The following is a 25,426-nucleotide window of genomic DNA, read 5'->3' as shown; positions in this document are numbered from 1 at the left end:
CACTGATCACCTTTCTCTATTGTTGCTCCAATTGTTGCTGAAACCACTGCTGACTCGTGTGTTCACCATTGCCGCAAATCACTTTGTATTCACGCCCCGTGAACCAGCTTTTTGATGCCACTTCATTGATAAACATCTCTGTCGATTCCACTTTGTTCTTGGCGTAATCCCACTTATTCTTGAGATGCTCTACAGCTTCCTCACGCGTATAAGTCGTTCCGTTTCGCTCAAAGTGACAGTCAGACTCTAGCATTTGCTCCACCAGATAGGACACGTCATCTTCCACTGTGGTTGGCTTTTGATCGCTATTGTCCGCAAATGACACACTGCTTATCATCAGCATCGCGGCACACAATACTGACGCAGAGTATTTGACAGCCTTTTTATCAACGCGTTGTTGCATGAGATTTCGCATGACTTTTGCCAACGGGTTCCAGATAGGCTTTATCGACACAGACGTTATCGACATAGGCATTATTTTCCTTCTGACGCATTATTCCACCACGTCGCTATCGGCATCGCTTCGCCGACTTCTAAGCGTTGACCGATTTCAGGGCTTACCACAGTAACGCCGAGCGCTTCGCTTATTGCAATGGCTTTTTCCATCGGCTCTTGCCAATCATGCATCGACAAATCAAAGGTACTGTTGTGGATTGGCATCATCACCTTACCTTGTAAGTCGATGTGCGCTTGTACACTCTGCTCCGGGAACATGTGAATGTTCGACCACAACGTGTTATACGCGCCCGTTTCAACCATGGTTAGATCAAACGGCCCAAGCTTTTCACCAATCTCTTTGAATCCGTCGAAGTAGCCAGAGTCACCACTAAAGAACACATTCTTCTCTGCGGATTTAATCGCCCAACTTCCCCACAACGTGGCATTGCCATCTGCCAACGTACGGCCAGAGAAATGCTGAGTGGGTGTAAAAGTATAAGTGATGCCGTTGATCTCTTTAGACTCCCACCATTCGAGCTCGACAATTTTGTCTTCTGAAATGCCCCAGTCCAACAGATGCTTTCCAACCTTTAACGGCACAAGAAACACCCCGACTTTTTCTTCTAGGGTCTTCACTGAATGCTTGTCGAGATGGTCATAGTGGTCGTGACTGATCACCACAACGTCGATGTTAGGTAAATCTGCCAAGCTAATCGGCGTAGGGTGAAAGCGCTTCGGGCCGATAAACTGAAACGGTGATGCGCGATCGCTAAAGACCGGATCAGCCATAACCAATTGTCCGTCCAACTTCATGACCACGCTTGAATGCCCCAGTCGATACACAACGTCACTCTTTTCAGTCAATAGCTGCTTTGCGGTGATCGCTTGAACAGGCAACGCAAAGGTTGGCGTCGGGTTTTTACGCTCAACCGTGAAATAGGCTTTGATAATTTCAAACAGGTTTCCTTGCGCTACAAATGCAGGATCGCTGTTTACAAATTTTGCTGGGTAACGTGGATTTTCATTTTTCGATGATGAGCATGACGCCAGTAAACCACTCATTGCTAATACTCCAAGTACGGCTAAAAATGTTTGTTTCAAAGTGTTTTTATTCATACCGTCCACGCCGAAGTTTGTTGGTTGAAAATGACCTTGATGGTTCGCAGAATTAAGTAAACTACTCGGTGTAGTTTACATTTTAACAATGAAAAGTAAACCGGTTAGTGTAAAATGGCGATAACAAATTTTTCAGCGACGTTTAACCTGATGAATGAAAAGAAAAAATCTCGAAGTGAATTAAAAAGAGAGGCCATTCTTTGTGCCGCTCGACAGGCATTCCAAGAAGTTGGCGTGCAAAACACCAGCATGGATAAACTGGCAGCGCTGGCGAATGTGTCTAAACGCACGGTCTACAATCACTTCGATTCTAAAGAAGCCTTGGTGATGGAATTACTCGCTGTGCTTTGGCAGAGCTCGATCACGGCTGATGCTCTAGAGCAACTTGCGGAACTCCCCCTTGAAGATCAGCTCACGAGTTTGCTGTACCAAGAAATCGCAGTGTTCTCAACGCATGACTACCTTGATATGGCCAAAGTGGCTGTCGGTCATTTCCTGTTTAAGCCAGACGCACTTCAAGAGCAAATGGCGAACATCTCGAAAGAGCACACCGCCCTACACACTTGGCTTGTACATCAATCAAGTAAAGGCACACTAAGGATAGACAGCGTTGAGAAAGCACGTACGCAACTGCACAGTCTTATCAAAGGCGAAGCCTTCTGGCCACAATTGATCGGTGCCTGCTCTCCGATTGGCGAAGAAGAAGGACAGCAGCTCGCAAGAAATACCGCGCAGCTATTTTTGAGCCATTATCAAAAACGATAACCGCCTCTGGGCAACTGTACTTCGGGAAGCTTCTAGTAGAAGCCTATGGCGGAAGCTCTCGTCGATATTTGTCGGCGAGATTGAAGCATTAGCAATCCTCACAGAATGCTCTCAATGCCCTTCTAAATCTCTCAATTCTCAAACAATTCAAGATTCGCGTCATTTTTTGGTTTCATCCGGTTCTGTTTATGTTCAATGCGCAGAAAATGATGGGAATAAATCCATGATGAAATTCGGTTTGGCTCCAATGTCAGGGCTTACGTTGTTGGTGTTATCTATGAATGTCGCCGCCAACGACAAGTACGACGACTACGGCTTTGTAGGAGGCAGTGTCACCGTCGGCGAATCCGTATTTTCCAACGACGGCACAAGCGGCGGCGTCGAACCCAACATTTTCTACAACGGTGAATACGGATTCATTGATGGCAGTTTGTTGAACTATGCCGTTTTGCCTTGGGTGGGAATTTCTGGTCAGTGGCGATTCGCTGAAGTCTCCGATGATTTTGATGATATTCCTAATGGCATCAATGATCGTGACGGCAATGGCGAATTGGGTGTCACCATTGGCAGCGTCGGCGCTCGACTGACGTACTTGCATGATGTTACCGACGAGCATAACGGCTACGAAGTGCAACTGCATTTAGGACGCGCCTTTGATACCCCTTTCGAGCAATTCACCCTCTCTCCGTATGTCGAAGTGGATTATCGTGATGCTAAGTTGTCGAATCATCTTTATAGCGTGTCAGCGAACGAAAGCCGAACTTCTGGGCTCGATTCATTCAACGCAGGCAGCACTTGGGTCTACAAATCTGGATTGATTGGTATCTACGATTTCTCAGAAGAATTTATTGGTTTGTCCAAGTTAGAGCTTGAACACCACGACAGCGACAGCCCGCTGGTGCAGCAAGATCTCGGCTGGCAATTCAGCATTGGTGCGGCATATAAGTTTTAGTCAACAGCACCTTTTTCTACGACAACTTTCTTTTATGAACCCTACAATGTTAATAGAACATTAACGCCGCACATTTTTCTTCAGCGTTATATGAAAAACTGCAGGTTCTAGAGCCGGACGTAGAGGGGCAAACTGATGGAAGAAAAATGCGTATCTAAATCCATTCAAATCATCGGTGTGCCTGTGGATTTAGGGGCATCACGCAGAGGCACGGACGGTGGCGTGTCTGCCGTCCGTATCGCTGGGCTGGGTGAGCAACTTAAAAAAATGGGTTTTCACATTTCACAGGAAGTCGATATTAATGTGCCTTCCAAAGAATCTCGCCCTGTTGAAACAAGCGGCAATATGCGGTTTCGCAATGAAATACTGCAAGTTTGCCGTGACCTCGCTATCGCTACCAATAGCGCTCTCGCCAATGGCGATATTCCCTTGGTGGTTGGCGGTGACCATTCTATTGCGATGGGTTCAATCTCTGGCATTGCAGATTTCTACCACAAGCAGAACCAAAACATCGGTCTCGTGTGGTTTGACGCCCACGCAGACATGAACATTCCGGGGATTTCGCCTTCAGGCAATGTTCACGGCATGCCGCTTTCTCACCTGCTTGGCTATGGAGACAAAGACTTCACCAGCATCATGAGCGCGAACCCCAAAATAAAACCTGAAAACGTGGCACTGGTTGGGGTCAGAGACATTGATGAAAAAGAAAGAGAGCTCATCAAAGAGTCGGGCGTGAAAGTGTATAGCATGCGTGATATCGACGAGTTAGGCATGAGCCGCGTCAGCGACGAAATTATCGACATTGTCACCAAAGACACGGTCGGCTTTCACGTCAGCTTTGATGTGGATGGATGTGACCCTGAGTTTATACCTGGCTCTGGCACACTCGTTCCCGGCGGCGTCACGTATCGAGAAGCGCATTTACTGTTGGAGAAGTGCGCCGAAACCAACCTGATCACATCAGTGGATCTGGTCGAGCTCAATCCGTTTCTTGATAAAGGAAACATCTCTGCGGAACGAGCGGTGTCGTTGATGCTGAGTGCGTTTGGAAGAAGTGTTATCTAGCCCTAAAAAGACAGCGCGAGGATAACACCCGCGCTGATTTTCAATCGCACACTTACCCCTTCACCCTTTTCACAATACGCTCCGCTAGGATCTGCGAAGCATCGAGCTTGGGCAGTGGCGTTTTCAGCGTTTTAGCAATCACTGATAACTCTGTGCAGGCAATCAGTAGACAACCCGCCCCCTGATCTTCTAAATCTTCTGCCGCTAAGTTGAAGGCGTCAGTCAATTCCTCGGTGTGCGTATTCGCTTTAACGGCACGAATGAGCGCCATCAGTGCTTCTTGCCGATCGGTATCAGGAAACACGGTTTCAATGTCCCTCGCAGCAAATGCGGGCGCATAAAGCTGGGTGATTTGTAAGGCGCTTGAACCCAAGAGCCCCACCCTATTGATGTCTGGGTAAAGACGGTGAATCTTCTCTGCTGCCAATTCCAAGATGTTAAGCACAGGTACTGATACCGCTTGCGCCACGTCATCATAAAAATGGTGGGCGGTGTTGCAGGGGATCACCAAGACGTCAGCGCCACCTTCAACTAATCCACATGCCATCTTTGCCATGTAAGGCGCGGGAGACTCTCCCGTTTTCTCAATCAAATATCGAATGCGAGAAGGTACTTTTGGATCATTATCAACCAGCAGACGTATGTGGTCTGCATCATCGGTTGCGGGCGTCGCTTTGATAATACGACGCATCAAATCCACCGTGGCTTCTGGACCCATACCGCCTAGGATCCCTACGGTCATTTCCTTACTGCTCACTCCCGTGCCCTCCCTCTAATAACCCATCATATTCGGTAGCCAGAGCACAGTGTCTGGGAAGTAACTCATGATGAACACCACCAGAATCTCCACCAGCACGAATGGCAATGCCTTCACCGATATCTCTTCAATGGACACCTTGGCAATACTGGAACTGATAAACATGTTTTCGCCAAGCGGCGGTGTTGAAAATCCAATTTCACAACAACACACCAAGACCACACCGAAGTGGACTGGATCAACGCCAAACTGAACCATTACCGGCAACAGAACAGGCGTGACAATCATGATGGTGGCAAGGGTCTCCATGAACATGCCGATTAATATCAAAAACAGAATAACTACCAACCAGATCAGCGCGAGGCTGTCTGTCATCGACAGTAACGCATTCGCGATTTCAGTAGGCGTATCATTTTCGACAAGAATGCGACCAAATGCGGTGGCAGCGAACATAATGATGAGAACACGACCGGTTAACCACGTGGTAGAACTCAGGGAGCCTTTCAATCCGTCTAGCGTTAGTTCTTTGTGAATGAACTTGCCGACAAACAAGGTGTAGAACACCGACACCACAGCAGCTTCTGTTGGTGTAAATAGGCCGGAATAGATACCACCGAGGATCACAAACGGCGCAAGAATTGACCAGATGCCGTCTTTGCAGGCTTTTCGCAGCTCACCGGACTCTTGATTCGGTGCGCCAACGTAGCCATTCTTTTTGCTGATAACGTAGTTTGTCATCATCAAACCACCCGCCAACATGATCCCCGGCACCACACCCGCGATGAACAGCTTACCAATGGATTCGCTGGCCGTGACACCGTATATCACCATCGGAATACTCGGCGGGATCACCACGCCAAGCCCACCAGATGACGCGGTTAACGCGGCGGAATAACCTCGGTTATATCCCTTATCAACCAGTGCGGGGATCATCAGCATGCCCACGGCGGCAGTCGTCGCGGGGCCAGATCCAGAAATCGCGCCAAAGAACATGCTGGCAAGAATCGCTGAAAAACCTAATCCCCCCGCCATCGGGCCAGCCATTAATTCAGCAATATGTACAAGGCGTTTGGAGATACCTGACGCTTGCATGAGTGCGCCAGAAAGAATAAACGCGGGAAGCGCCATAATGGGGAATGAATCGACGGCATTCCATGCGGTTTGTACAAGCGAGACGTAATCATCACCGGAGAGCAAGTACACCAGCATGGCCGAGCCACCCAAGGCAATAACGATGGGTGCGCCGATGAAAAGTAGCCCAAAGAATGAGCCAAAAAGAACTAACGATGCCGACATTGACGGCTCCTTTTCTATTTGGTGCAACACTCCGTGTTGCTCGCTCTACGATCAATAACGTCATGACCCTAGAGCTGATTGACGTGTATAAGAGGCCAATAACGCAGAAACGTGCCGAAGCACGTGATTGACGCATCAATCCACTTGAGGGTCATCCATATCTTTGAATTCGTGCCCTTTCACCAATTTGAGGTAATTAACCTGAATAATGCGTATTGAGGTGAGCGTGAAAGAAATGGGGAAAACCCAATAAAGAAATGCCATTGACCAGTCCAATGCGGGGGAAAGGAATGGGTATTCCATCAAGCTTTCAATCACCTCGACACTCTTGATGGTCATCATGGTATTGAACGCAATCCAAAGCATGTCAGCAAAGAATTCAATGCCATTGCGCACTTTGACGGGGAGTAATTTAAGATGGAAAGTCACACGGTTATGGGCGGAGAGGCGTGCTGCATAAGAAGCGCCCAAAAACACGAACCAAACGAAAGCGAAGCGGGATAACTCCTCGCTCCATGGAATGCCGTAATTGAATGCCACCCGCATGATGACTTGAATAAACAGCAAGGTGACAAATAAGCAAAGCAAGGCTTGGCACGCGTAGCTTTCAAACTTGTCTAATGTCTTTAATACGCTCTTCATGGCGGCGTCCCTTTACACAATGCTCAAAAGCGCGTTCGCTAAGAAGCACGTTCACAATATTTAGAAGCGCGACGCTTTTGCCTGTCGTCCTCTTTAGGGGAGCGTTCCCACTCCCCTAGCATTTGCGTTTGCTGGGCTTCATCTGGCCTTTACTTCACCTTCGCTTGGCCTTAGCTTGCCTTGGTTAGGCGCAATCAAACCCAGCATCTGCTGTTATTGCTGCAGCTTGCTTAGCACGTCATCGAAGCTTTCTTTGCCGCCGATGTCTTCATAAAACTCAGGCCACACTTTTTCTTTCGCCAGCGAAATCCACTTGTCTTCGTCTTCCAAGGTGAACACTTCAACACCATTCGCAATCATGTTTTGCTTGGCGTTTTCTGCTTCCGTCATTTGGAACACCAAGGCGTATTGCTGCGCTTCTAGGCCCGCACGGTTCAAAATAGCGCGTTGTTCATCGCTCAGTTTGTCCATGGTTCGATTGCCAATCAGCAGCGGTTGCAGTGAGTATTGATGATGCACTTCGGTAAGGTATGGCTGCACTTCGTAGAACTTCATGGTGTTGTTTACGATGTACGGGTTGTCTTGACCATCAACCACTTTCTGTTGCAGTGCGGTGAAGGTTTCTGTCCATGCCATAGCAATCGGGTTCGCGCCAAACACTTCCCATGATTTCAACATGATGCTGTTCTGGGGAACACGAACTTTCAGGCCATTCACGTCTTCAAGGTTTCTGACGGGGCGTTTTGAATTGGTCAGATGGCGGAAGTTGGAATACGTCCAGCCGAGAATGTTAACGCCAGCTTCTTTAGTCGCTAATGTGTTCCAATATTCACCCAACTCGCCCGTCGTGATAACCACGGCATCTGATGAGTTGGTGATCAAATACGGCATGGTTAACGCGCCTAACTTTTTAGAAAACGGCGTCACGTTACCAATGCCCACCAATGCCATGTCCAATGAACCTAAACGGGTGTTTTGCACCATTTCTGTTTCACTGCCCAATGCACCGCCGGGATACAGTTTGATTTTGATATCGCCGTCGGAATAGAACTCAACCAACTGCTGAAATCGAATCGCATACGCGCCCTGATCAGATTCAATCGGGTCGCCCATACCCACTTTCATGGTTTTGGCACTTGCAAGAACGGGGAGAGCCAAGATGGAAATGGCTGCAAACTTTGCAAACTGCTTTAACTTCATATCCTTTACCTCTTAGTCGATAACATCCGTGAATGCTTAGGTACTGGCGCACCTAAGGATTTGGCTTTGCGAGATTTTCTTTACTCGGTGTTGCCACGCTTTTATGTTGTGCGCTTGTGTATTGCTAGTTTGCTGTTAATCAAAATTGCCTGACGTTACTTATTGTTATTCCCAAACAACTTGAAAATGCAGGATTCAAAGAGTTTGGGTTTATGCCGTTGAAGCATCCGATCTGAATCGGACATCTACAGCGTTTCGAGCACCTCTGAGATCACCTGAGCGATACTGTCTGCATCAGATTCGTCAAAGGTAAGCGGGATTCGCATATCAATCAGACACGCGAGAACTCGCTCGGTGTTAGGAAGAGGCGCAAAACCTTCCAAGTACTCCCAATGGTTATATTTACTGCTGTAACCTGAGGGTTGGCTGTCGCCCACCCATTTCACACTCACCCCACGTGCAGCGCAGCGAATCACAAACTTGGCGCACTGTTCAGGGGAGAAATCAGGTAACGAGAATTGAATCGAGCTGCCAACAAAATGTTCATTGGCGTGGCGCTGGGTTAAACGAATTCCGTTAACGATTGAAAGCGCTTTTTCCATGGCGCGATAAAGTTGGTTCCAACGCTCACACTGTGCGTCTAACGCCGCCAACTGCGGGCGCAATATCGCGGCACGCAAGTTATCCATTCTTCCGCTGAAGTTAGGCGTGCCTTTTGCGATGTCTTTAAATGTTTCAATCGGTGGTAAGGTCGGATGTTGGTCAAACAACATGTAAGAACCTGAATAAATGATGGATTTGGCCATCACTTCATCGTTGTTCGTAACCAGAAACCCACCTTCGCCGGAGTTGATGTGTTTATAGGTTTGCGTGCTAAAGCACGACACTAGCCCAAACGTGCCGCTCTTTTTTCCGTTCCAGTCCGCGCCCATGGTGTGGGCGCAATCTTCAATCAATGCCACGCCGCCGTGTTCACAAATCGCCATCACGGCATCCATGTCAGCGATGTGGCCGCGCATGTGGGAAAGCAACAGGACCTTCGCGCCAGACTGTGCGATTTTATTGGCTAAATCATCCAGATCGATCGTCAAATCTTCCGTGGTTTCAAGCAGAACGGGTTCCCCGCCAGCATTGTTAATCGCCCCTGGCACAGGGGCTAATGTGAAGGCATTACACAACACGGCATCACCCTGTTTTACACCGGCGCACAACAACGCGATATACAGGGCATAGCCACCAGAGGCGCAGCTTAAGCAGTACGTCACACCGAGATACTTTGCGAACTGCTTGTCGAGTAAATCTGCCTCACTCAACTCGCCATTTACCGTGTTGTAACGGTGTAGTCGCCCTGTTCGCATCACCTCAACCGCACTGGCAATCGCGCTTTCAGAGATCGGCATTTGCTGAGTAAACGATTTTTTGAACGTATGCATTTTCGTTTTTCTCGCAGCTCGCGTGTTTTCAACCCGCGTTAAGTCGAACCCAAACATGACGGAAGAATCAGTCATAGCGTTTTTGTTGGTAGACGTCGAAATCCCACTCGGTATCAGGGAAGTATTTGGTTAAGCGCCAGTCACATGCTCGTGCATGGCCTTCCATCCCTTCAGTGCGAGAAATACGAGAGCCTGCCGTGCTGAACATCAGATTCGCGTCAGCGCTTAACTCTTGTGTCGTGAGGATTTTCAGAAACTTCTGAACGTTCAAACCGCCGCTGTACCGTGCTGCTTTTTTAGTCGGTAAAATATGGTTGGTTCCTGAGCACTTATCACCGTGAGTAACGGTGCTGCCTTCTCCCAAAAACAATGAGCCATAGTTAGTGAGATTGCCTTTCCACCAATCGAGGTCTGCGGCTTGAACTTGTACGTGTTCACACGCCCATTCATCGCTGACTTTGGCGGCTTCTTCTCTATTTTCAAATACCATGACCACGCCATAGTCACGCCACGCTGCTTCACATACGTCTGCATTTGGCATATCGGCAATCACATGAGGCATCAGTTCAATGACCTTCTCACCCAGTGCTTTATTGGTGGTGAACAACCAGACGGGTGAATTTGGGCCATGCTCGGCTTGCGAAACCAAATCGACGGCGATGGTCATTGGGTCTGCGGTTTCATCAGCGATCACGGCGGATTCTGTCGGCCCTGCGAACACATCGATACCCACTTCACCAAACAGCAAGCGTTTGGCTTCAGCAACGTAAGCATTTCCTGGGCCAACAAGAATATCGGCGGACTTTCCGGTGTATAAGCCGAATGCCATAGTGGCAATAGCATGTACGCCGCCCATTTCTAGGATGATGTCTGCACCAGCAAGATCCATGGCGTACACCACCGCGGGGTTAATGGAATCGCCACGGGGTGGCGAACACGCAACCACAGTCGGCACGCCCGCCGCTTTAGCTGTTGCAACACTCATCAGTGCAGAGGCTGCGTGGGCATAGCGCCCACCTGGCACATAGCAACCTGCGCAATCAACGGGGATCACGCGTTGGCTCAGTTTCACGCCTTCTTCGGTTTCAATTTCGAATGCTTGTAAGCTGGCACGCTGCGCTTCCGCAAAGCGGCGAACTTGTCGGTGAGCAAAGTCGATGTCGTCTTTTACTCGCCGTGGCACAGACGCGATAAGTGCCGCCCTCTTTTCATCCGACAAGACAAAATCGCCCTGCCAGTTATCAAAATGTTTGGCGTACTCTTCTACTGCACTGGTGCCTTCGCGTCGGATCTTCGCCAGCATGTCTTTCACCACCTGCTGAATGCGTTCGTCATCCGTTTGCACATCAGCTTCACGCTCACCGCGTTTTAGATATTCCATTGTTTTACTCGCCGAATTCCAAAGTTAGCCATAGCGAGCTTAAAAACTCGCGCCGAGAAAGGTCAGCTAGCCACGGGGCTGGCTGAGTGCTAAGTGAGTTAGCAGTAGGCGTCGAAGCCAAATGCGTCACGGTAACCCGGCAAGGCTTGTGCGCCACCTGTGTGCAGGAACACCACATTTTCGCCTTCTTTGAAGTGGCCTTTGCGAATCAAATCAATCAGACCTGCTCCGCCTTTTCCTGAATAAACAGGATCCAACAAAATGCCTTCGTGCTCCGCGAACATGGAAATCGCTTCTAAGGTGCTTTCAGCGGGGATGCCGTAGCCTTCACCGACGTAATCACAGTTCGCCACGACACTTTCTCGTGGCACAGCGCCCGGAATACCCAGCAGATCGCAGGTGCGTTCGGCCAGCGCAAAGACGTTGTTTTCTTGTTGCTCTTTCGGCACGCGCACACCGATGCCCAATAGCGGGATGAGGCTGTTCGAGGCACAGAGTCCTGTCACCAATCCCGCTTGCGTACCGGCAGAACCCGTAGCGTGAACGAGGTGGTCTATTTTCAGGCTGCGGTCGTTGGCCTGAGTCAGTAGCTCCAAGGCACAGTTCACGTAACCCAACGCGCCAATCGGGTTAGAACCGCCGCCCGGAATGATGTATGGCTTTTTACCTTCCGCACGCATTGTTGCTGCCACATCTTCCATCGCCGCGTTCATGTCGGTAGCGGCTGGATATTTTTGCAGGGAAGAACCAAACAATTGATTCAACATGACGTTTCCGTTGAACACGTAGTCAGGGTCATCAGAGCCCGTGCGGTCTTCCAGCAGGATGTGGCAAGCCATGCCGCACTTGGCTGCGATCGCCGCGGTTTGACGAGCGTGGTTTGATTGCGTCGCCCCTTGCGTGATGATGGTGTCAGCGCCTTGAGCCACCGCATCCGCCATCAAGAATTCCAGTTTGCGTGTTTTGTTACCGCCACCCGCAAGGCCTGTGCAGTCATCACGTTTGATCCACAACGTGGGGCCACCCAATGCTTTTGATAGATTCGGCATCGGTTCTAACGGCGTTGAGAGATGGGCGAAATGCAGGCGAGGAAAACGGGCAAGATGCATGGGTTATGTCCTTATCAAGAAGTAGTTCAATGGATTGCTTGGGTATATAAGTCTTTTGCAATGTTTACAGCCTGTGAGACACCGTTGTTTTTCGCCAATACCTATATTGAATAAACACCGGTTACTTTTCGGCATAACGGTTTTAGCGGGACGCTAAAGGATTGAATTAATGGAATTGAAATGGCTGGAAGACTTTATTGCGCTCAGTGAGAACGGCAGTTTCTCAAAAGCCGCCAACGCAAGATATGTGACTCAACCTGCATTTAGTCGGCGCATTCGTTCACTGGAGAATTGGCTCGGGATTGTATTGGTGAATCGAGATACGCTCCCCACCAGCTTGACAGAAGCAGGCACTGAATTTGTCGATGAAGCGCAGCGGCTAATCAACGACATCACGGCAGTAAGAAATCGCCTACAACAACGGAAAAACCCTCACTCGCTGATTTTCCTTGCTCAACACTCTACGGCAGTTTCTTTCTTCCCCGCGTGGATCCAAACCCTCAGCCCACTCGTTGCGGATGCCGTGGTCAAACTGGTGCCGGGGAATATTCACAGCCTCAATGAAGCTTTCTTGGCTGGTTCAGGGGATTTCCTTCTTACCTTTGCGTCTCAAGCATTTGATAGCCCTCAAATGAAGCGAAAAAGCCTATCCATTCAAGTAGGTCGGGATCGATTGATCCCCGTTTCCGCGCCTGATGAATACGGAGCGCCGCTGCACTTTTTTAGCAAAGATGCGCCCTGTCGCCTACTGGCGTTTCCCGAAGAAACCTACCTAGGCGGGCTGATTCAAAAATCGGCCATCAGCCTGCTACCTTCGCAGTTTCGCTATGACGTGGTATGTGAAAATGAAATGGCGGAAGGGTTAAAAGCGATGGCGACACAGGGGTTTGGTGCCACATGGTTACCATCGAGCTTGATCAAGCAAGAGTTAGAGGAAAAACGACTTGTAGAATTGGATACGGCTTTGCCAAGGATTGATTTACGCATTTTGCTGTATCGCAACCGTCACAGTGCCAAGCCCGAAGTAGAGCGGTTTTGGAACTATCTCAATGAGCTGTATGGCAAGGAATAGCGGCGACCCAGAGCCTAGCGGCGGTCTTACTCGCCACTCGTCGTTATTTGGTATTAAAAAACTCGGTAAGCACCGTATGCGTGATCAAATGTATCAGCTCTGGATAAGCTTGTATGTGTTCACGAATCTCATTCAAGCGCGCCATATTAGGCACTTCGACATACAACATCATGTCGGTTTCGCCGCTGATAGCGTGACACCATTTCACACCGTCTAGGGTATAGATATCCGCAGCGTACGACTCACAATGGTGCCCGTTTGATGACGTATCAAACTTCAATGCCAAATAGGCAGTGACGCCTTGAACCGTTTCTTCTTCAGCAATATCTGCGTGATAACCGAGGATGACTTTATCCTGTTCCATCTTCCGAATTCGGGCGGTGACGGCAGATCGCGACAAGCTGACATCTCGTGCTATTTCACTGACGGTTCGACGAGCGTCAACGCGCAATATGTTTAAGATCTGCGTATCAAATTTGTCCATTACTTATCTCTGTACTTCCATTTCTTCGTTGCTGACCGCCAATTCCGTCGGCTTATCTATGTGTATAGTCTGTCTGTACATGCCCTAGCAACCAGAAGATGCTTGGGTCATTCTCCTTACACTTTATCGCTACACGCTCTCCGCTGCTCGCAAAAATGTTCAGATACCCCTAAGAGTTCGCGAAAAACCGTCACATTGTCATCTTTAACGCTGAAAACCGTTAATTTGACGCTTAACAAAGACACTTTGAGCGATGCTTTTTCAGCCTATTCCCTTTAATCTTGCCGTGTATACCCAAGTAACCTGAAGATGCTCAGTGTCAAATGCCCTCTAGGCAAGTGTACTGAAACACTGAGCTGGATCTAATCCATTCCGCTGCACATAGAAGTGACGATGAATCAGCTAAAAAAAGAAATCACCCTGTTATCAGGTATCGGGCAGCTCTCCACCACACTGTTGGGCACGGGCTTGTTTATGATCCCCGCTATCGCTGCAGGCATCGCTGGGGAATTATCACTGTGGGCGTGGCTGCTGCTTTTTGTTGCCATTTGTCCAATCGCGTTGACCTTTGCGCAACTCGGCAAACGCTACCCGAACGCGGGTGGAACAGCCTATTTTGTTCGTCAGGCATTCAATCCACGTTTAGAGCGCAGCGTCGCTTGGCTTTTTGTCAGCGTCATACCTGTCGGCGTGCCCGCAGCAATCGCATTGGCGGCAGGTTTCTTACAGCAACTTTTACCTGAAGGGCTTAATGATTTTCTCCTCGCGCAGCTGATTACGGTCATGCTGCTAATCGGCGTTAACCTGATGGGTGCGAAATCGTCAGGCCAGCTACAAACCGTTATCGCAATCAGCATTTTCGCCCTTGTCGGCGCATTTTTGTGGCGTGGTGACGTTGGTTCGGCAGATCTCACCATGCCAGTACTCAGTGGCGATTCCATCTGGCCAATTGGCGCAGCATTAGGTGTGATGTTTTGGTGCTTTGTGGGCATTGAGGCGTTTGCACACATGGGCGAGGAATTTAAGAACCCCCAGCGAGATTTCCCCATCGCCATTATCGTGGGTTGTTTTGTAGCAGGCGCAACCTACTGGGCCATGTCGGTGGTTATTCTCAAATTCCATGCGTACGGCAGCGTTGAATTCGACAGTGCGTCGATTCCGTTTTTGAGTGAACAGCTCTTTGGACCAAGCTTTAAACTACTCGTCAGTGTGGTTGGTTTCTCTGCGTGTTTTGCCAGTGTGAATCTCTATACACAGAGCCTTTCACGCATGGTGTGGGCACAAGCCCGTGAATACAAACCCAATGGAAAAATGGCACAAGTATCAGCACGCGGTGTCCCCATGAATGCGACCTTGGCAGTAGGCGCTGTGTTGGCAATTTCTTGTGTGGCAGGCGAATTGTCGGGGCTGAACCTTGAGTTCTTCCTCAAGCTCGCTAACAGCATTTTTGTGCTGGTGTATTTAATGGCTATGCTCGCGGCGTTCAAACTGCTTCAGGGCGCGTCCAAATGGCTGGCGGCGGTTTCGCTTGTGCTGTGTACCTTTGTGTTTATCTGCCTAGGTTGGTCGATGCTCTATGCGCTCACGATTTTTGGTTTGCTCATGTTTCAGGGCAAAAAAGACAACCGCAAGGTCGTTAATTTGTAACTGGGTTTTAGTCACTGGGTGCTTATAAAATTTGCCACAAAACATTCGCTTCCGAAATTCTATCGACAATACTGTCAACATGTGCGATTTTCTCGCTCATAGACGTGACAAGGAAGATAAACGGATGTTTGTACTATTGGATGGCGGCATGGGAAGAGAACTTCAGCGCATCGGCGCTCCTTTCTCTCAGCCACTATGGAGCGCTCAAGCGTTAATTGAAGCGCCCGATGCGGTATATCAAGCGCATCAAAACTTTATTGACGCAGGTTGTGACGTGATTACCGTTAACAGTTATGCCTGCGTGCCCTTTCATCTGGGTGAGGCTCGCTATCAAGAACAGGGGTTTGAGCTCGCCGAGCTTGCGGCTCAAATCGCTCAACGTGCTGCTGAAGACAGCGAGCGCGAGGTGCGTATTGCAGGCTGTATTCCGCCGGTACTTGGATCATACCGCCCCGACCTATTCAACGCTGAAGCGGCAACGCCCATCATTCAAAACCTGATTGACGCACAAGGTGGCTACGTCGATTTTTGGCTGGCAGAAACCATCGGGTCTATTGAAGAATTTCATACCATTTGCGATGCCTTAACTGCTGAGACCTCGAATAAGCCCGCGTACTTTGCGTTCTCTCTAATGGATTCAACCATGGATCAACCTCGCCTTCGTTCCGGCGAAGCGGTTGCTGATGCAGTGAAAGCGGCATGCGAACGCGATGTGAATGGCATCTTGTTCAACTGTTCTCAACCGGAAGTCATGCTGGATGCAATCGCCGTTGCACGTGTGATTGTCGATGCGCACTCCAACACCATTTCCTTGGGCGCTTATGCGAACGGGTTCTCCGTGATCCAACAGGAACACCAAGCCAACGATGCGCTGACAACCGTACGTGAACTATCCGCCGACCAATACGCGGCGTATGTAAAAGCATGGTTGGATGCAGGGTCTAACATGGTGGGGGGATGCTGCGCGATTTTCCCAGAGCACATCGCCTATCTCGATTCGCTAAGAAAGAAATAGCGCGGCTTTTCCCTATATATACCCAAGCCACCTGAAGATGCTGGATCAAGGTTAATTGGGTATAAAAATGCCCCGCACTCGGATCACCGAGGCGGGGCATTGTTGGTTTTGTTGCTGGTTTTAATGTTGAGCTTATGTCGTTAGCGACAGCCAAGTATTACGGCGTCACTTTTTCAGTGCTGACTTTTCATCCATTACAAACATTCGTTCAACGCCAATCGCCGCTGCTTCACCACATCACTTTGCAGGAAGTCGAGTACCAAGAGGTTAAACACCTGCGTTCTCTCAAGGTGAATGTTATGCGCCGCTTGCGGAACAACCGCGAGGTTTGCCCCTATGATTCCGCGCCATAACGCTTCTGTTTGTGTCCACATGTAGGACCGATCACTATCTGGCCAAAGCACCAAGGTTTTTGCCCGAATCTCGTTGAGTCGCTCCAATGAACGCCAGCCTGCCATCGCACGAAGACCGTTAATATAGGTCTGCGTTTGGACGCGATTGGCAAGCGCCATTCCCCCTTCGAAATCTGGATCTTCCGCGCCGTCTGAAAACCATGTTTTCACCGTGTCATAAGCCACTTGTGTGGTGCCTTCCGTTTCGGCGCGAACAATGCTGTCTTCAATCGATTCAAATCGACCCGGTAAATCGCCCATTGGCCCTGTGGCATATAGCACCAGCCCAATGACACGCTCTGGCGCTTTGAGCGCCACTTCCTGCACGATCATGCCGCCCATAGAGTGACCCATTAAATGGAACTGATCGATACCCATTTCATCAAGACGAGTCAGCACATAGTCGGCAAACCCATCAACGCTATCAAGGCCAACCTCATCAGCCTTACCACCGTAGCCGGGTAAGTCGAATGCGACGACATCAAAGCGCGAAGAAAATAACGCAATCTGTTTTTCCCAATAAGCGAGACCACTCAAAAACCCATGCACCAATACCAGCGTGGGCCCAGTACCTACACGTAAACAATTCATCGTATTCTTATTCCATTAATTCAGGGAGCCAAAGCGCAGTATCTGGCATGCCAATCAACACAAATAACAGGATGACCAACGCAGCAATGAAAGGAAGACACCCAATAATGACATCGCCGATGGTCACCTTGTCCCGAGCAAGGTTTTGAATCACGAAGAGGTTTAACCCCACGGGAGGTGTTAAAACCGCTATTTCCATGGTGATGGTGTAAACCACACCAAACCAGATAAGGTCAAAACCCGCCGCATGCACCAAAGGGAACAGCGTCGGCAAAGTGATGAAGGTCATGGAAACTGGCTCTAGGAACATGCCAAGAATGATGTAGAACACGATGATCATGGCGAGCACGGCGTAAGGCGAGAGCTGCATATCCACAAACAGTTGCGTAAATTGCTGTGGGATTTGGTGATAGGTCATGACAAAGCCAAACAACACACCAGACGACAACAACAGCCCCAAATAGCCCATGGTTTGCATGGTCGATTTCAACGATTCCAGCAAGCCTTTAAATCGCAGCCCACCAAAGAAATACGCAAGCCCCAACATGAAGATGGCAGACACACCCGCCGCCTCGGTTGGCGTTGCAATACCTGCATAAATGGAAATGGTGATCACCAAACCAATAATGGTGATAGGTAGCAAAGAAGAGAACGCAATCAACCACGGGATAGGTGTGACATTTTCATGCCCCGGAATATCCTCCGGTTTTACTTTCCCCCACACCGCAACGATGATGAAGAACATGGTCACCAGCACCAAGCCCGGTACGACGCCAGCGATGAACAATGCGCCGATGGATTGATCTGTCACTATCCCATAGAACAACAGAATCAAACTCGGCGGCAACAACACACTGAGCGTGCCACCTGCGGCCAACACGCCACTGGATAAACGCTTTCCGTACCCTAGTTTGAGCATTTCAGGCAGCGCCACACCGCCAATGGTTAGCGCCCCCACCATGCTCGAACCACACACCGCACCAAAACCTGCGCACGCGCCAATACTTCCGTAAGCTGCCGCACCGCGAACGGGCAGTTTGCTGTGCATGAACCAATACAAATTTGGCCCAATACTGGAACGTCCGATCAGTTCGCCCAAAAACACAAATAGCGGTACCGCCAACAAAATATAATCAAACCACACGCCCCACAATTTTAGCTCAACCGTCACGAGTGACGATTTGACACTCAAAATATCAAGCAAAAACGGGATTGATGCGGCGGCGAGCGCAAAGGGGATCGGCAAGCCAATGAGGATGAACCCCATCAACAGACCTAGCATCCCTAAACCAACTACATACCATTCCATCACTGATCCTTGTTGTTATACCCAAGTAAGCTGAATCCTGTATTTTCAGGTTGCTTGGGTAAATTCATTGCCTCGTTTAACGAGGCTCACACCCTGTGGATTTCTCTAATTCACATCTGCTTGTTGCGCATTTTCTTCCGCTTCGCTCAATGGCTTTTTCTCATCGTCCATGGGGTTGCCATAACACAGGAGAAACAGCGCAGTGAGGCAAAAACTAAGTAGTGCTATCACAACGGGGATCCAAAAATAGAAGCGAGGCCAAAGCAAGATTTCAGAAGCGGCACCAGAGTCGATGGACTTGAGCATGGCTTTTGAAGAAGCGGCGAAGAAAAATCCCCCGACCAGCAGCATCATGAACAGGTTGAATTTATCGACCCAGAACTGAATGTTCGGCGGGAGTTTGTCTCTGATGATATTGACCTTGGGATAGGAATTGTTGAGCAAAGCATACGAAACGCCAAGAAAGGCCACAGGCACTAGCAAGAGTGCCGTGGCTTCTGTCACCATGCCGTCGGGGCTGTTGAGTATGTATCGTACCCCCACCCCGTAAGTGATCCAGGCAGCCTGGATCAATACGATGGCAGCACCCACATACAGCATGGCCAAGGCGAGGAATCGTAGCTTTGAAAACAGGAATGCCTTCATTTAGCGAACCTCAGTGGTTATCTGTGATTTAAGGATTATTCAGAATGTGCTGCAAACAAGCTGCGAACCTTGTCAGCCAATGGCACGCCGCACGCTTCGTTCACTTCCGGCGTCCATTTCTCCTGAATATTCACCAGCAACTCGTCAGTGCGATCTTCATCCATAGAGATCGCCGAGCCACCATTGGCCATCACAGCATTGCCTACGCGCTCATCAACCCAGTTTTCATAGCGCGGTTTGAGCCAGGTTTCTGCCTCAACAGCCGCCTCTTTCAGGGCTTTTTGATTGGCAGGACTGAGGTCATCGAACTTGTCTTTGTTCATCATGTAGATGATGTTGCCGTAGAACATGTTGGCATTCACCATGTACGGCATCACCGACCATAGTTTCCATGAACTGTAAGTGGCGACACCCATGTTGATGCCATCAACCACACCACGCTCGGCAGATTGGAATACCTCTTTGGGTGCAACAAACACGGGCTTACCACCCCATGTTTCAATCATTAAGCTCACCAGAGGCCCAATCGAGCGCACCAGTTTTCCGTTCAGCTTGCCAATGTCAGACACAGGCTCTTCAAACCACCACTCCTGATCGTAGGAATAGTTCGAATTGATCAGCGGGATCAAATCGGCTTTCGCGGCTTCTGATTCCACCAAGCTGGCGTAGGCGGCATCCAATTCGATTTGTTTTTCCAAGTTAATCGCAACCGGATACAACGAGGTCACGCGGTAGCACGGCAGACGCTTGTCGGCAGGCACCCAACTGATGTCAGACACGCCACCTTGCACCGCATCAACACCCTCACTCCAGCCGTGAAGCGTTGAGGAAGGGAAGATTTGCACTTTCAAATCGCCATTACTTTTCTCGGCGGCAAGTTCAGCAAACTTTTGGAAGCCTTGATAACGAACATCCGATTCGTTGACATAGGTTGAAAGACGGATCGTTTCAGCCGCCTGTGCGGTCAATGGCATGGCACCAATGAGCGCGACAGTGAGTGCGGTTAGGCTAAAGGTTTTGGCTGACGTTGATATTTTCATGGGACTTCTCCTTGTCTCTTCCGACATAGATGTAATTTGAAATAGTGTGAACACTTCAGATTTTGTCGCCGTCGATTTCCGCTGACAGCAATGTCTATTAATAAGCATGGCCACTTGTCGGGTTTGTGCGTTATGCCGATTCGATTGGTCGGTATACCGATTTTTAAGTGCCGCCAAACTCACGCTTTAAATCAGCGACTTAATCGAAATGTCTCTCGCATACCCATGAAAAATAAAGGGCTTTTATATCAATAGATCTTCTCTTAATTGGCATTTTCTTATCCTTAAGCCCTGCGCGGCACATCAGCTTTGGTAGGTTTATATATGTACCCAAGTAACCTGAAGACACAGAATTCAGCTTGCTGAGGTAAAGGTGGTTTGTGCGCGTTTTAAACACAAAGGATTGTGTTATGGCCTGATCACCATGTGCAATTTGGACGCAAAAAAGTTTGGAGAAGTTGTTTGGACTTTAAACTATTGGAAGATTTGGTTTGTCTCGCCCACTCCACCAGCTTTACCTCGGCCGCGAGAGAACGATTTGTCACACAGCCCGCGTTTAGTCGACGTATCAAAGCCCTTGAGCAGTGGGTGGGTACGGACCTCGTTAACAGAGAATCACCGCAGCTTGAATTAACCCCGCAAGGGCAAGCCTTTGTGGTTGAAGCAGAAGAAATACTGAATCGCTTATACATGGCGCGAGACGCTGCCCGTTCACTGAACCAACAAGCCAAAAATGAAATATCTGTCGCGGCGCAAAATTCCATTGTGCAAACACTGTTCATGCAATGGATGCAGCACATTGAAAAGGCCGTCGGCCCTGTTTATGTGCGCCTTTCCTCAGACAGGTTGTCAGATTGCATCGAGATGTTCCGCAATGGGTCAGTCGACTACCTGTTGTGTTACACCCACGACACGCTCGGCATCGCGATTGACTCCGAACGTTTCCATAGCACAGTGATTGGTATGGAAACGTTGGTGCCCGTATCACTGAACATGAATGGGCATCCTCAGCATCAATTACCAGGTTCGGAGAGCAAACCGATACCTTTGGTGGCATATACCCATCAATCTTTGTTTGGAAAAGCCATCGATCAACTGCTTGAAAAAGAACAGGGCGTTTTGAATCGACGCTATGAAAACCCGTTTGCACACACGCTTAAATCCATGGTACTCGCTGGCTATGGTTTAGCGTGGCTGCCACGTTCATTCGTGAGTGATGAATTACTACGAGGTGATTTGTGCATTGCCGGAGATGAAAGATGGCATGTACCCTTTGAAGTTCGGCTTTATTATCGCGAGCCTGAGAATGTCTTCGCTAAGTCGATAGTACGAATATCTCAGAAAATGTACGCCAAAGAGAACAAAGCCCTTTCCAACGAAGTTATATCAGATGGCGAGGGAATTTATATACCCAAGTAACCTGAACTCAATTAAAAGAAAAATAAAACTGAACAAGGATAATAAATAACAATATCAAGGAAAGACCTTTATATAACTTCAGCGGATCTCGCTTAAGCAAAGGAATGTCTGACATGGATTTTAATATTTCCTTACTCGGCGTCCGCAAATCCGCTTCTAACTCCGACATTAATGCATAACGTTCTTTTGGATCAGGTGCTAGCGCTTTTCTTAGCACGCTATCAACCCAAATTGGGATCGTGTCAGAAAAACCTTTTGATGCGGAAATTGGACGATATCGCCATAAATCATATTGACGAGGCTGATCTTGATTAGAGAGCAAGGTGGCATAGGGCAATTCACCAGTCAGAAATTCGTACACAATACTGGCAAGCGAATAGAGATCGGATCGCACACTACCCTGCCCAATAACCAGATACTCCGGCGCTAAGTAGCCAATGTCACCCACTGGCGCATCTCGGCTGACAACGCTCACATCGTCGCGCTGGCTACCCAGCTGCACCGAACCAAGATCGATAAGTTTCAGCTCGCCGCTTTCGTCGAAGACAAAATTCTCAGGCTTTAAATCACGATGAACAATATTATTTCGATGCAAATATCGGACTGGCTTTACCATCCCTTTTAGCAATAATCTCGCGTCCGCTAGTGAAATGGTTTTTTGTTTTTTCACCCATTGACGAAGCGTTTTACCCTCTACATATTCACACACATGATAGAGGAATTGGCTACCAGAAGGTTGGGAGTGAATTTTCATAATATTAGGATGATTTAATTGCTGCCCCACCCATTGTTCTTGTACAAATTCAGCCATATATTGCGCATTATCTTTATAACGCTTTGCGGGCATTTTCAGTACATATTTTTTCTGTTCGGTCAGGCGCTCGACCAAATAAATATGGCTTCGTGCTTCTTTTGCCAAACGGCGTATCACACGAAACCCCTCAAACAACTCCCCTTCATGCAACACTGGTGGAATTTTTAAAGTAGAGAGCCAAGTTCGCACTTCATCGATTTGCGGCGGCGGAAGTTTTTTGACGTCAAGCAACAGCACACTCGCGTTGTCTTCGGTGTTGGCTTCAACCGCGGCTTCGACGATACGTTGCGCGATCGCATCTAGGTTGTCATTACCGTCTGAATTTTCATTCGTGCCTGAGCCTTCATCATTATCTCTTTTTAGCTCTTGGTCAGCGCTGTCACTGCGATCCATGCACAGTTCGGTCAATGCGCGATGTGAAAGCGCGTCGTGCACACCATCAGTAGTGAGAACAAATCGATCGCCGACTTCTACTTGCAACTGGTAGTAATCTAACTCCAGCGTGTTTTGTAGCCCCAACGAGCGATGGAGATGAGTCTGAGCCGTGCCATTTGCGTAGCTATGATCGTTGGTCAGCAACTCTAGCCCATCGCCCCGCAAGCGATACACGCGGCTGTCTCCGACATGGAAAATATGCGCCGTATTGGATTTTATGATCACACTGCTAAACGTCGTGATGTGGGCATCTTTAAGGGAAACACCACCATTGGATTGACTGTCTTTGTCTTGATAAAAAAGCCAAGCGTTGATCGCGAGAATAACGCGAGACGCGGATTGTTTTACCGACCAATAATCCGGCGTTGAATAGTAGTCTGTAATAAAATTATCACAAGCCACGCGACTGGATAATTGTGAATTCTTACTGTTACTAATGCCATCTGCAATACATGCCGCCGCACCTTTAAATCGCTGGCGAGTAATATCTTCAGGCTGGGTTGCACCGAAAGCATCATCATTAGAGTCTTTTTTCCCTATATTAGTGCATGCGCCAAATGACACATCCAAAAAGCTCTCTTTGCTACTGCCCAAACTCTCCATTATTCCCTCACCTTTACTTTTTCTTCACTTCCTTGAAGAAACAAACCATCCGCACCACAGAAAAATAACGCAAACATATCAACACAATACAACAAGAACTGATTTTAAAACCAAAGTTCGAGTTTCATATAATCACACATAAAAAGGCAAATAATTATTGAATCGCTTCTCCAATGGTACAGATATTGCTCTCTAAATATACACAATATTTTTACTTTCACCCAAGAAACACACGACTCATAAATAAAACAATAAACCTGCACACAAAAGGAATGAAACGGAGAAGTTATGGATATTTATAAAACGTCAGTCATTGTGTTTATTGCAATAACAATGGCCATTGGTTTTTGGAGTTATTTCAGGGTGAAAGGCCAAGCCATGAATTATTACAAAGCCGGCGGTGCGATGCCCGTTTGGGTCATCAGCATGACCTTGTGTGCACAAGCATTTGACGCCAACGGCTCAATGGGGGCAACAGCGCTCACTTACGACTACGGCTTCTGGGCAGGAGCAAGCATCCCAATCGGCCTAGCCTTATGCTTGTTTGTCACCGGAGCATTCTTCGCTGAGCCAATTCAGAAAATGAACCTGATGACGCTGCCGGATTTCTACAATCGCCGATACAGTAAAGGCACTGAGGCTGCGGCCTCCGTCAGCATGTTGTTCAGCAATATCATTTTGATTGCAGGTAACCTCGCTGGTCTAGCGCTGATCCTCCAAATGATTTTCGGCTACCCCTATCTCGCCATGCTTATCGTGATCACATCTTGCATTTTCGCTTATGCGGTAACGGGCGGTATTTTTGCTTCTATCACCACCAGTGTGTTTCAAGTTGCCATTTTTGTGATTGGTATGCTGTCTGCTTTTTTCTGGCTCACCGACCATTACGGCTTTGAAAGCCTGATGATGGCGGTTCCGGAATCTCACAGTATCAGTGCAGGTTTAGTCGAAGTGAAAAACGGCGCCATCAACAATTGGGCGCAGCTCATTGCACTGGGATTGGGCGACGTTGTCGCGATCGACTTCATGCAGCGCGTGATTTCTTCTGATTCACCGAAAACAGCCAAGCGCGGTTGTTACTTTGGTGGTTTGATCACTCTCGCCGTTGGTGTACCGGCTGCCCTTATCGGCATGTACGCGTTCTACATGAACAAAGTGGGTAGCAGCGATTTGCTGGCAAACATTGCCGTTAACAACCTGCCAACCGTTGTCGGTACCTTGCTCATTCTCGGTATTATTGCCGCAAGTATGTCGACAGCCGCGGGGGTTATTCTCGCTCTGTCCAATGTGATCACCCGTAACCTTGTGCAAAAGAACTTCAACACCAATTGGAACAACAACACCATGTTGATGTTCTCACGCTTGATTGCCATTCCAACTATGGCAGCCGCGGTTATCTTCGCCTATGTGCGTCCTGAACCGGGTTCACTCTTGATTCTGGCATTCGACGTGGTGTTAGCGGGTTGTTTTGTTCCATTGGCATTGGGGATTTACTGGAAGAAGTCCAACACGCCAGCAGCGCTGGCGTCGATCATTGGCGGGGGCTCTTTGCGCTTGATTTTAGAACCTCAGTTCTCGGGCGACTATGTGGGACTCGCTACACTTATTCCTGCGGCATTCAGTTTGGTGCTGTTCGTCACCGTCGCGCTGCTAACGCAAAAATATTCGAAGCCAAAGCATGATGCGTTTGCCTATCGCCCCACCGATGAGGAACTGATTTCAGGGCGATACTAATTCGACATCGAGAAATTGCACTAAAACGTTAAAGTCAAAACGTCGCCTCGGAGGGCGACGTTGACGTTTTTG

The 25,426-nt window shown here is 48.7% G+C and carries 24 protein-coding genes; 9 read left to right on the top strand and 15 right to left on the bottom strand.

Annotated features, from left to right (window positions below):
* Nucleotides 1-16: 16 nt before the first annotated feature.
* Complete coding sequence (locus Q365_RS0104030) at nucleotides 17-469, bottom strand: DUF5329 family protein (protein ID WP_245621488.1); 453 nt, start codon at nucleotides 467-469, stop codon at nucleotides 17-19.
* A 5-nt stretch (nucleotides 470-474) separates the two neighbouring features.
* Nucleotides 475-1,500 carry an MBL fold metallo-hydrolase gene (locus Q365_RS0104025; protein WP_035024345.1) on the bottom strand — a complete coding sequence of 342 codons (1,026 nt, stop codon included), beginning with the start codon at nucleotides 1,498-1,500 and terminating at the stop codon, nucleotides 475-477.
* A 204-nt stretch (nucleotides 1,501-1,704) separates the two neighbouring features.
* On the opposite strand from Q365_RS0104025, the gene Q365_RS0104020 reads away from it, so the two are divergent.
* The 3 genes from Q365_RS0104020 to rocF all read left to right on the top strand — a co-directional run bounded on the left by Q365_RS0104020 (nucleotide 1,705) and on the right by rocF (nucleotide 4,336).
* Nucleotides 1,705-2,319 carry a TetR/AcrR family transcriptional regulator gene (locus Q365_RS0104020; RefSeq protein WP_028022138.1) on the top strand — a complete coding sequence of 205 codons (615 nt, stop codon included), beginning with the start codon at nucleotides 1,705-1,707 and terminating at the stop codon, nucleotides 2,317-2,319.
* A 223-nt stretch (nucleotides 2,320-2,542) separates the two neighbouring features.
* Nucleotides 2,543-3,271: a MipA/OmpV family protein gene (locus Q365_RS0104015; RefSeq protein ID WP_028022137.1), complete on the top strand. Its 729-nt coding sequence runs from the start codon at nucleotides 2,543-2,545 to the stop codon at nucleotides 3,269-3,271.
* Nucleotides 3,272-3,406: 135 nt separating this feature from the next.
* Nucleotides 3,407-4,336, top strand: coding sequence for an arginase (gene rocF / locus Q365_RS0104010; RefSeq protein WP_028022136.1), 930 nt, complete (start codon nucleotides 3,407-3,409; stop codon nucleotides 4,334-4,336).
* A gap of 52 nt (nucleotides 4,337-4,388) precedes the next feature.
* Here the strand turns inward: rocF and cuyB are convergent, their stop codons facing one another.
* Both cuyB and Q365_RS0104000 read right to left on the bottom strand, forming a co-directional pair.
* Nucleotides 4,389-5,093 (bottom strand): cysteate racemase, encoded by a 705-nt coding sequence (gene cuyB / locus Q365_RS0104005; protein ID WP_028022135.1) that lies wholly within the window; start codon nucleotides 5,091-5,093, stop codon nucleotides 4,389-4,391.
* Between the two features lie 15 nt (nucleotides 5,094-5,108).
* Nucleotides 5,109-6,389, bottom strand: coding sequence for a TRAP transporter large permease (locus Q365_RS0104000; protein WP_028022134.1), 1,281 nt, complete (start codon nucleotides 6,387-6,389; stop codon nucleotides 5,109-5,111).
* Between Q365_RS0104000 and Q365_RS26645 the strand changes: the two genes are divergently transcribed.
* Nucleotides 6,380-6,520, top strand: coding sequence for a hypothetical protein (locus Q365_RS26645; protein ID WP_155858980.1), 141 nt, complete (start codon nucleotides 6,380-6,382; stop codon nucleotides 6,518-6,520). The two genes, Q365_RS0104000 and Q365_RS26645, sit on opposite strands and share 10 nt — an antisense overlap.
* A gap of 4 nt (nucleotides 6,521-6,524) precedes the next feature.
* Here Q365_RS26645 and Q365_RS0103995 read toward each other — a convergent pair whose 3' ends face one another.
* From Q365_RS0103995 to cuyA, 5 genes are all read right to left on the bottom strand, one after another.
* Nucleotides 6,525-7,031 carry a TRAP transporter small permease gene (locus tag Q365_RS0103995; protein WP_028022133.1) on the bottom strand — a complete coding sequence of 169 codons (507 nt, stop codon included), beginning with the start codon at nucleotides 7,029-7,031 and terminating at the stop codon, nucleotides 6,525-6,527.
* A 213-nt stretch (nucleotides 7,032-7,244) separates the two neighbouring features.
* A complete protein-coding gene (locus Q365_RS0103990) occupies nucleotides 7,245-8,231 on the bottom strand; it encodes a TRAP transporter substrate-binding protein (protein ID WP_028022132.1) in 987 nt (328 codons plus the stop codon).
* A gap of 245 nt (nucleotides 8,232-8,476) precedes the next feature.
* Nucleotides 8,477-9,739, bottom strand: a complete 1,263-nt coding sequence (locus Q365_RS0103985) for a DegT/DnrJ/EryC1/StrS family aminotransferase (RefSeq protein WP_245621487.1) — start codon at nucleotides 9,737-9,739, stop codon at nucleotides 8,477-8,479.
* Nucleotides 9,732-11,045 carry a histidinol dehydrogenase gene (hisD, locus tag Q365_RS0103980; protein WP_028022130.1) on the bottom strand — a complete coding sequence of 438 codons (1,314 nt, stop codon included), beginning with the start codon at nucleotides 11,043-11,045 and terminating at the stop codon, nucleotides 9,732-9,734. Before hisD ends, Q365_RS0103985 begins: the two co-directional genes overlap by 8 nt.
* A gap of 98 nt (nucleotides 11,046-11,143) precedes the next feature.
* Entirely contained in the window at nucleotides 11,144-12,154 is a 1,011-nt protein-coding gene (gene cuyA / locus Q365_RS0103975; RefSeq protein ID WP_028022129.1) for a D-cysteate sulfo-lyase, read from the bottom strand.
* 169 nt (nucleotides 12,155-12,323) lie between these two features.
* Here cuyA and Q365_RS0103970 point away from each other — a divergent pair, with 169 nt between their 5' ends.
* Nucleotides 12,324-13,226, top strand: a complete 903-nt coding sequence (locus Q365_RS0103970; protein WP_028022128.1) for a LysR family transcriptional regulator — start codon at nucleotides 12,324-12,326, stop codon at nucleotides 13,224-13,226.
* Nucleotides 13,227-13,269: 43 nt separating this feature from the next.
* Here the strand turns inward: Q365_RS0103970 and Q365_RS0103965 are convergent, their stop codons facing one another.
* Nucleotides 13,270-13,710, bottom strand: coding sequence for an Lrp/AsnC family transcriptional regulator (locus tag Q365_RS0103965; RefSeq protein WP_028022127.1), 441 nt, complete (start codon nucleotides 13,708-13,710; stop codon nucleotides 13,270-13,272).
* Between the two features lie 393 nt (nucleotides 13,711-14,103).
* Between Q365_RS0103965 and yjeH the strand changes: the two genes are divergently transcribed.
* Nucleotides 14,104-15,357, top strand: coding sequence for an L-methionine/branched-chain amino acid transporter (gene yjeH, locus Q365_RS0103960; protein WP_028022126.1), 1,254 nt, complete (start codon nucleotides 14,104-14,106; stop codon nucleotides 15,355-15,357).
* Between the two features lie 124 nt (nucleotides 15,358-15,481).
* Entirely contained in the window at nucleotides 15,482-16,372 is an 891-nt protein-coding gene (locus tag Q365_RS0103955; RefSeq protein WP_028022125.1) for a homocysteine S-methyltransferase family protein, read from the top strand.
* A 194-nt stretch (nucleotides 16,373-16,566) separates the two neighbouring features.
* Here the strand turns inward: Q365_RS0103955 and Q365_RS0103950 are convergent, their stop codons facing one another.
* From Q365_RS0103950 to dctP, 4 genes are all read right to left on the bottom strand, one after another.
* Nucleotides 16,567-17,355 (bottom strand): alpha/beta fold hydrolase, encoded by a 789-nt coding sequence (locus Q365_RS0103950; RefSeq protein WP_028022124.1) that lies wholly within the window; start codon nucleotides 17,353-17,355, stop codon nucleotides 16,567-16,569.
* 7 nt (nucleotides 17,356-17,362) lie between these two features.
* Complete coding sequence (locus Q365_RS0103945; protein WP_028022123.1) at nucleotides 17,363-18,664, bottom strand: TRAP transporter large permease; 1,302 nt, start codon at nucleotides 18,662-18,664, stop codon at nucleotides 17,363-17,365.
* A 105-nt stretch (nucleotides 18,665-18,769) separates the two neighbouring features.
* Complete coding sequence (locus tag Q365_RS0103940) at nucleotides 18,770-19,309, bottom strand: TRAP transporter small permease (protein ID WP_028022122.1); 540 nt, start codon at nucleotides 19,307-19,309, stop codon at nucleotides 18,770-18,772.
* 35 nt (nucleotides 19,310-19,344) lie between these two features.
* A complete protein-coding gene (gene dctP, locus Q365_RS0103935; protein WP_028022121.1) occupies nucleotides 19,345-20,349 on the bottom strand; it encodes a TRAP transporter substrate-binding protein DctP in 1,005 nt (334 codons plus the stop codon).
* Between the two features lie 462 nt (nucleotides 20,350-20,811).
* On the opposite strand from dctP, the gene Q365_RS25390 reads away from it, so the two are divergent.
* Nucleotides 20,812-21,768 (top strand): LysR family transcriptional regulator, encoded by a 957-nt coding sequence (locus tag Q365_RS25390; RefSeq protein WP_051563725.1) that lies wholly within the window; start codon nucleotides 20,812-20,814, stop codon nucleotides 21,766-21,768.
* Between the two features lie 7 nt (nucleotides 21,769-21,775).
* On the opposite strand, the gene Q365_RS0103925 is transcribed toward Q365_RS25390, so the two are convergent.
* The gene (locus Q365_RS0103925; protein WP_028022120.1) at nucleotides 21,776-23,620 is read right to left on the bottom strand and encodes a bifunctional protein-serine/threonine kinase/phosphatase; all 1,845 of its coding nucleotides are present in this window, start codon (nucleotides 23,618-23,620) and stop codon (nucleotides 21,776-21,778) included.
* A 288-nt stretch (nucleotides 23,621-23,908) separates the two neighbouring features.
* On the opposite strand from Q365_RS0103925, the gene Q365_RS25385 reads away from it, so the two are divergent.
* Entirely contained in the window at nucleotides 23,909-25,354 is a 1,446-nt protein-coding gene (locus tag Q365_RS25385) for a sodium:solute symporter family transporter (protein WP_051563724.1), read from the top strand.
* Nucleotides 25,355-25,426: the final 72 nt, after the last annotated feature.

Source organism: Enterovibrio calviensis DSM 14347, from assembly GCF_000621165.1.
Lineage (GTDB): Bacteria > Pseudomonadota > Gammaproteobacteria > Enterobacterales > Vibrionaceae > Enterovibrio > Enterovibrio calviensis.
The sequence above is the reverse complement of the archived record's forward strand: the minus strand, read 5'-3'. Positions and strand labels throughout refer to the sequence as shown.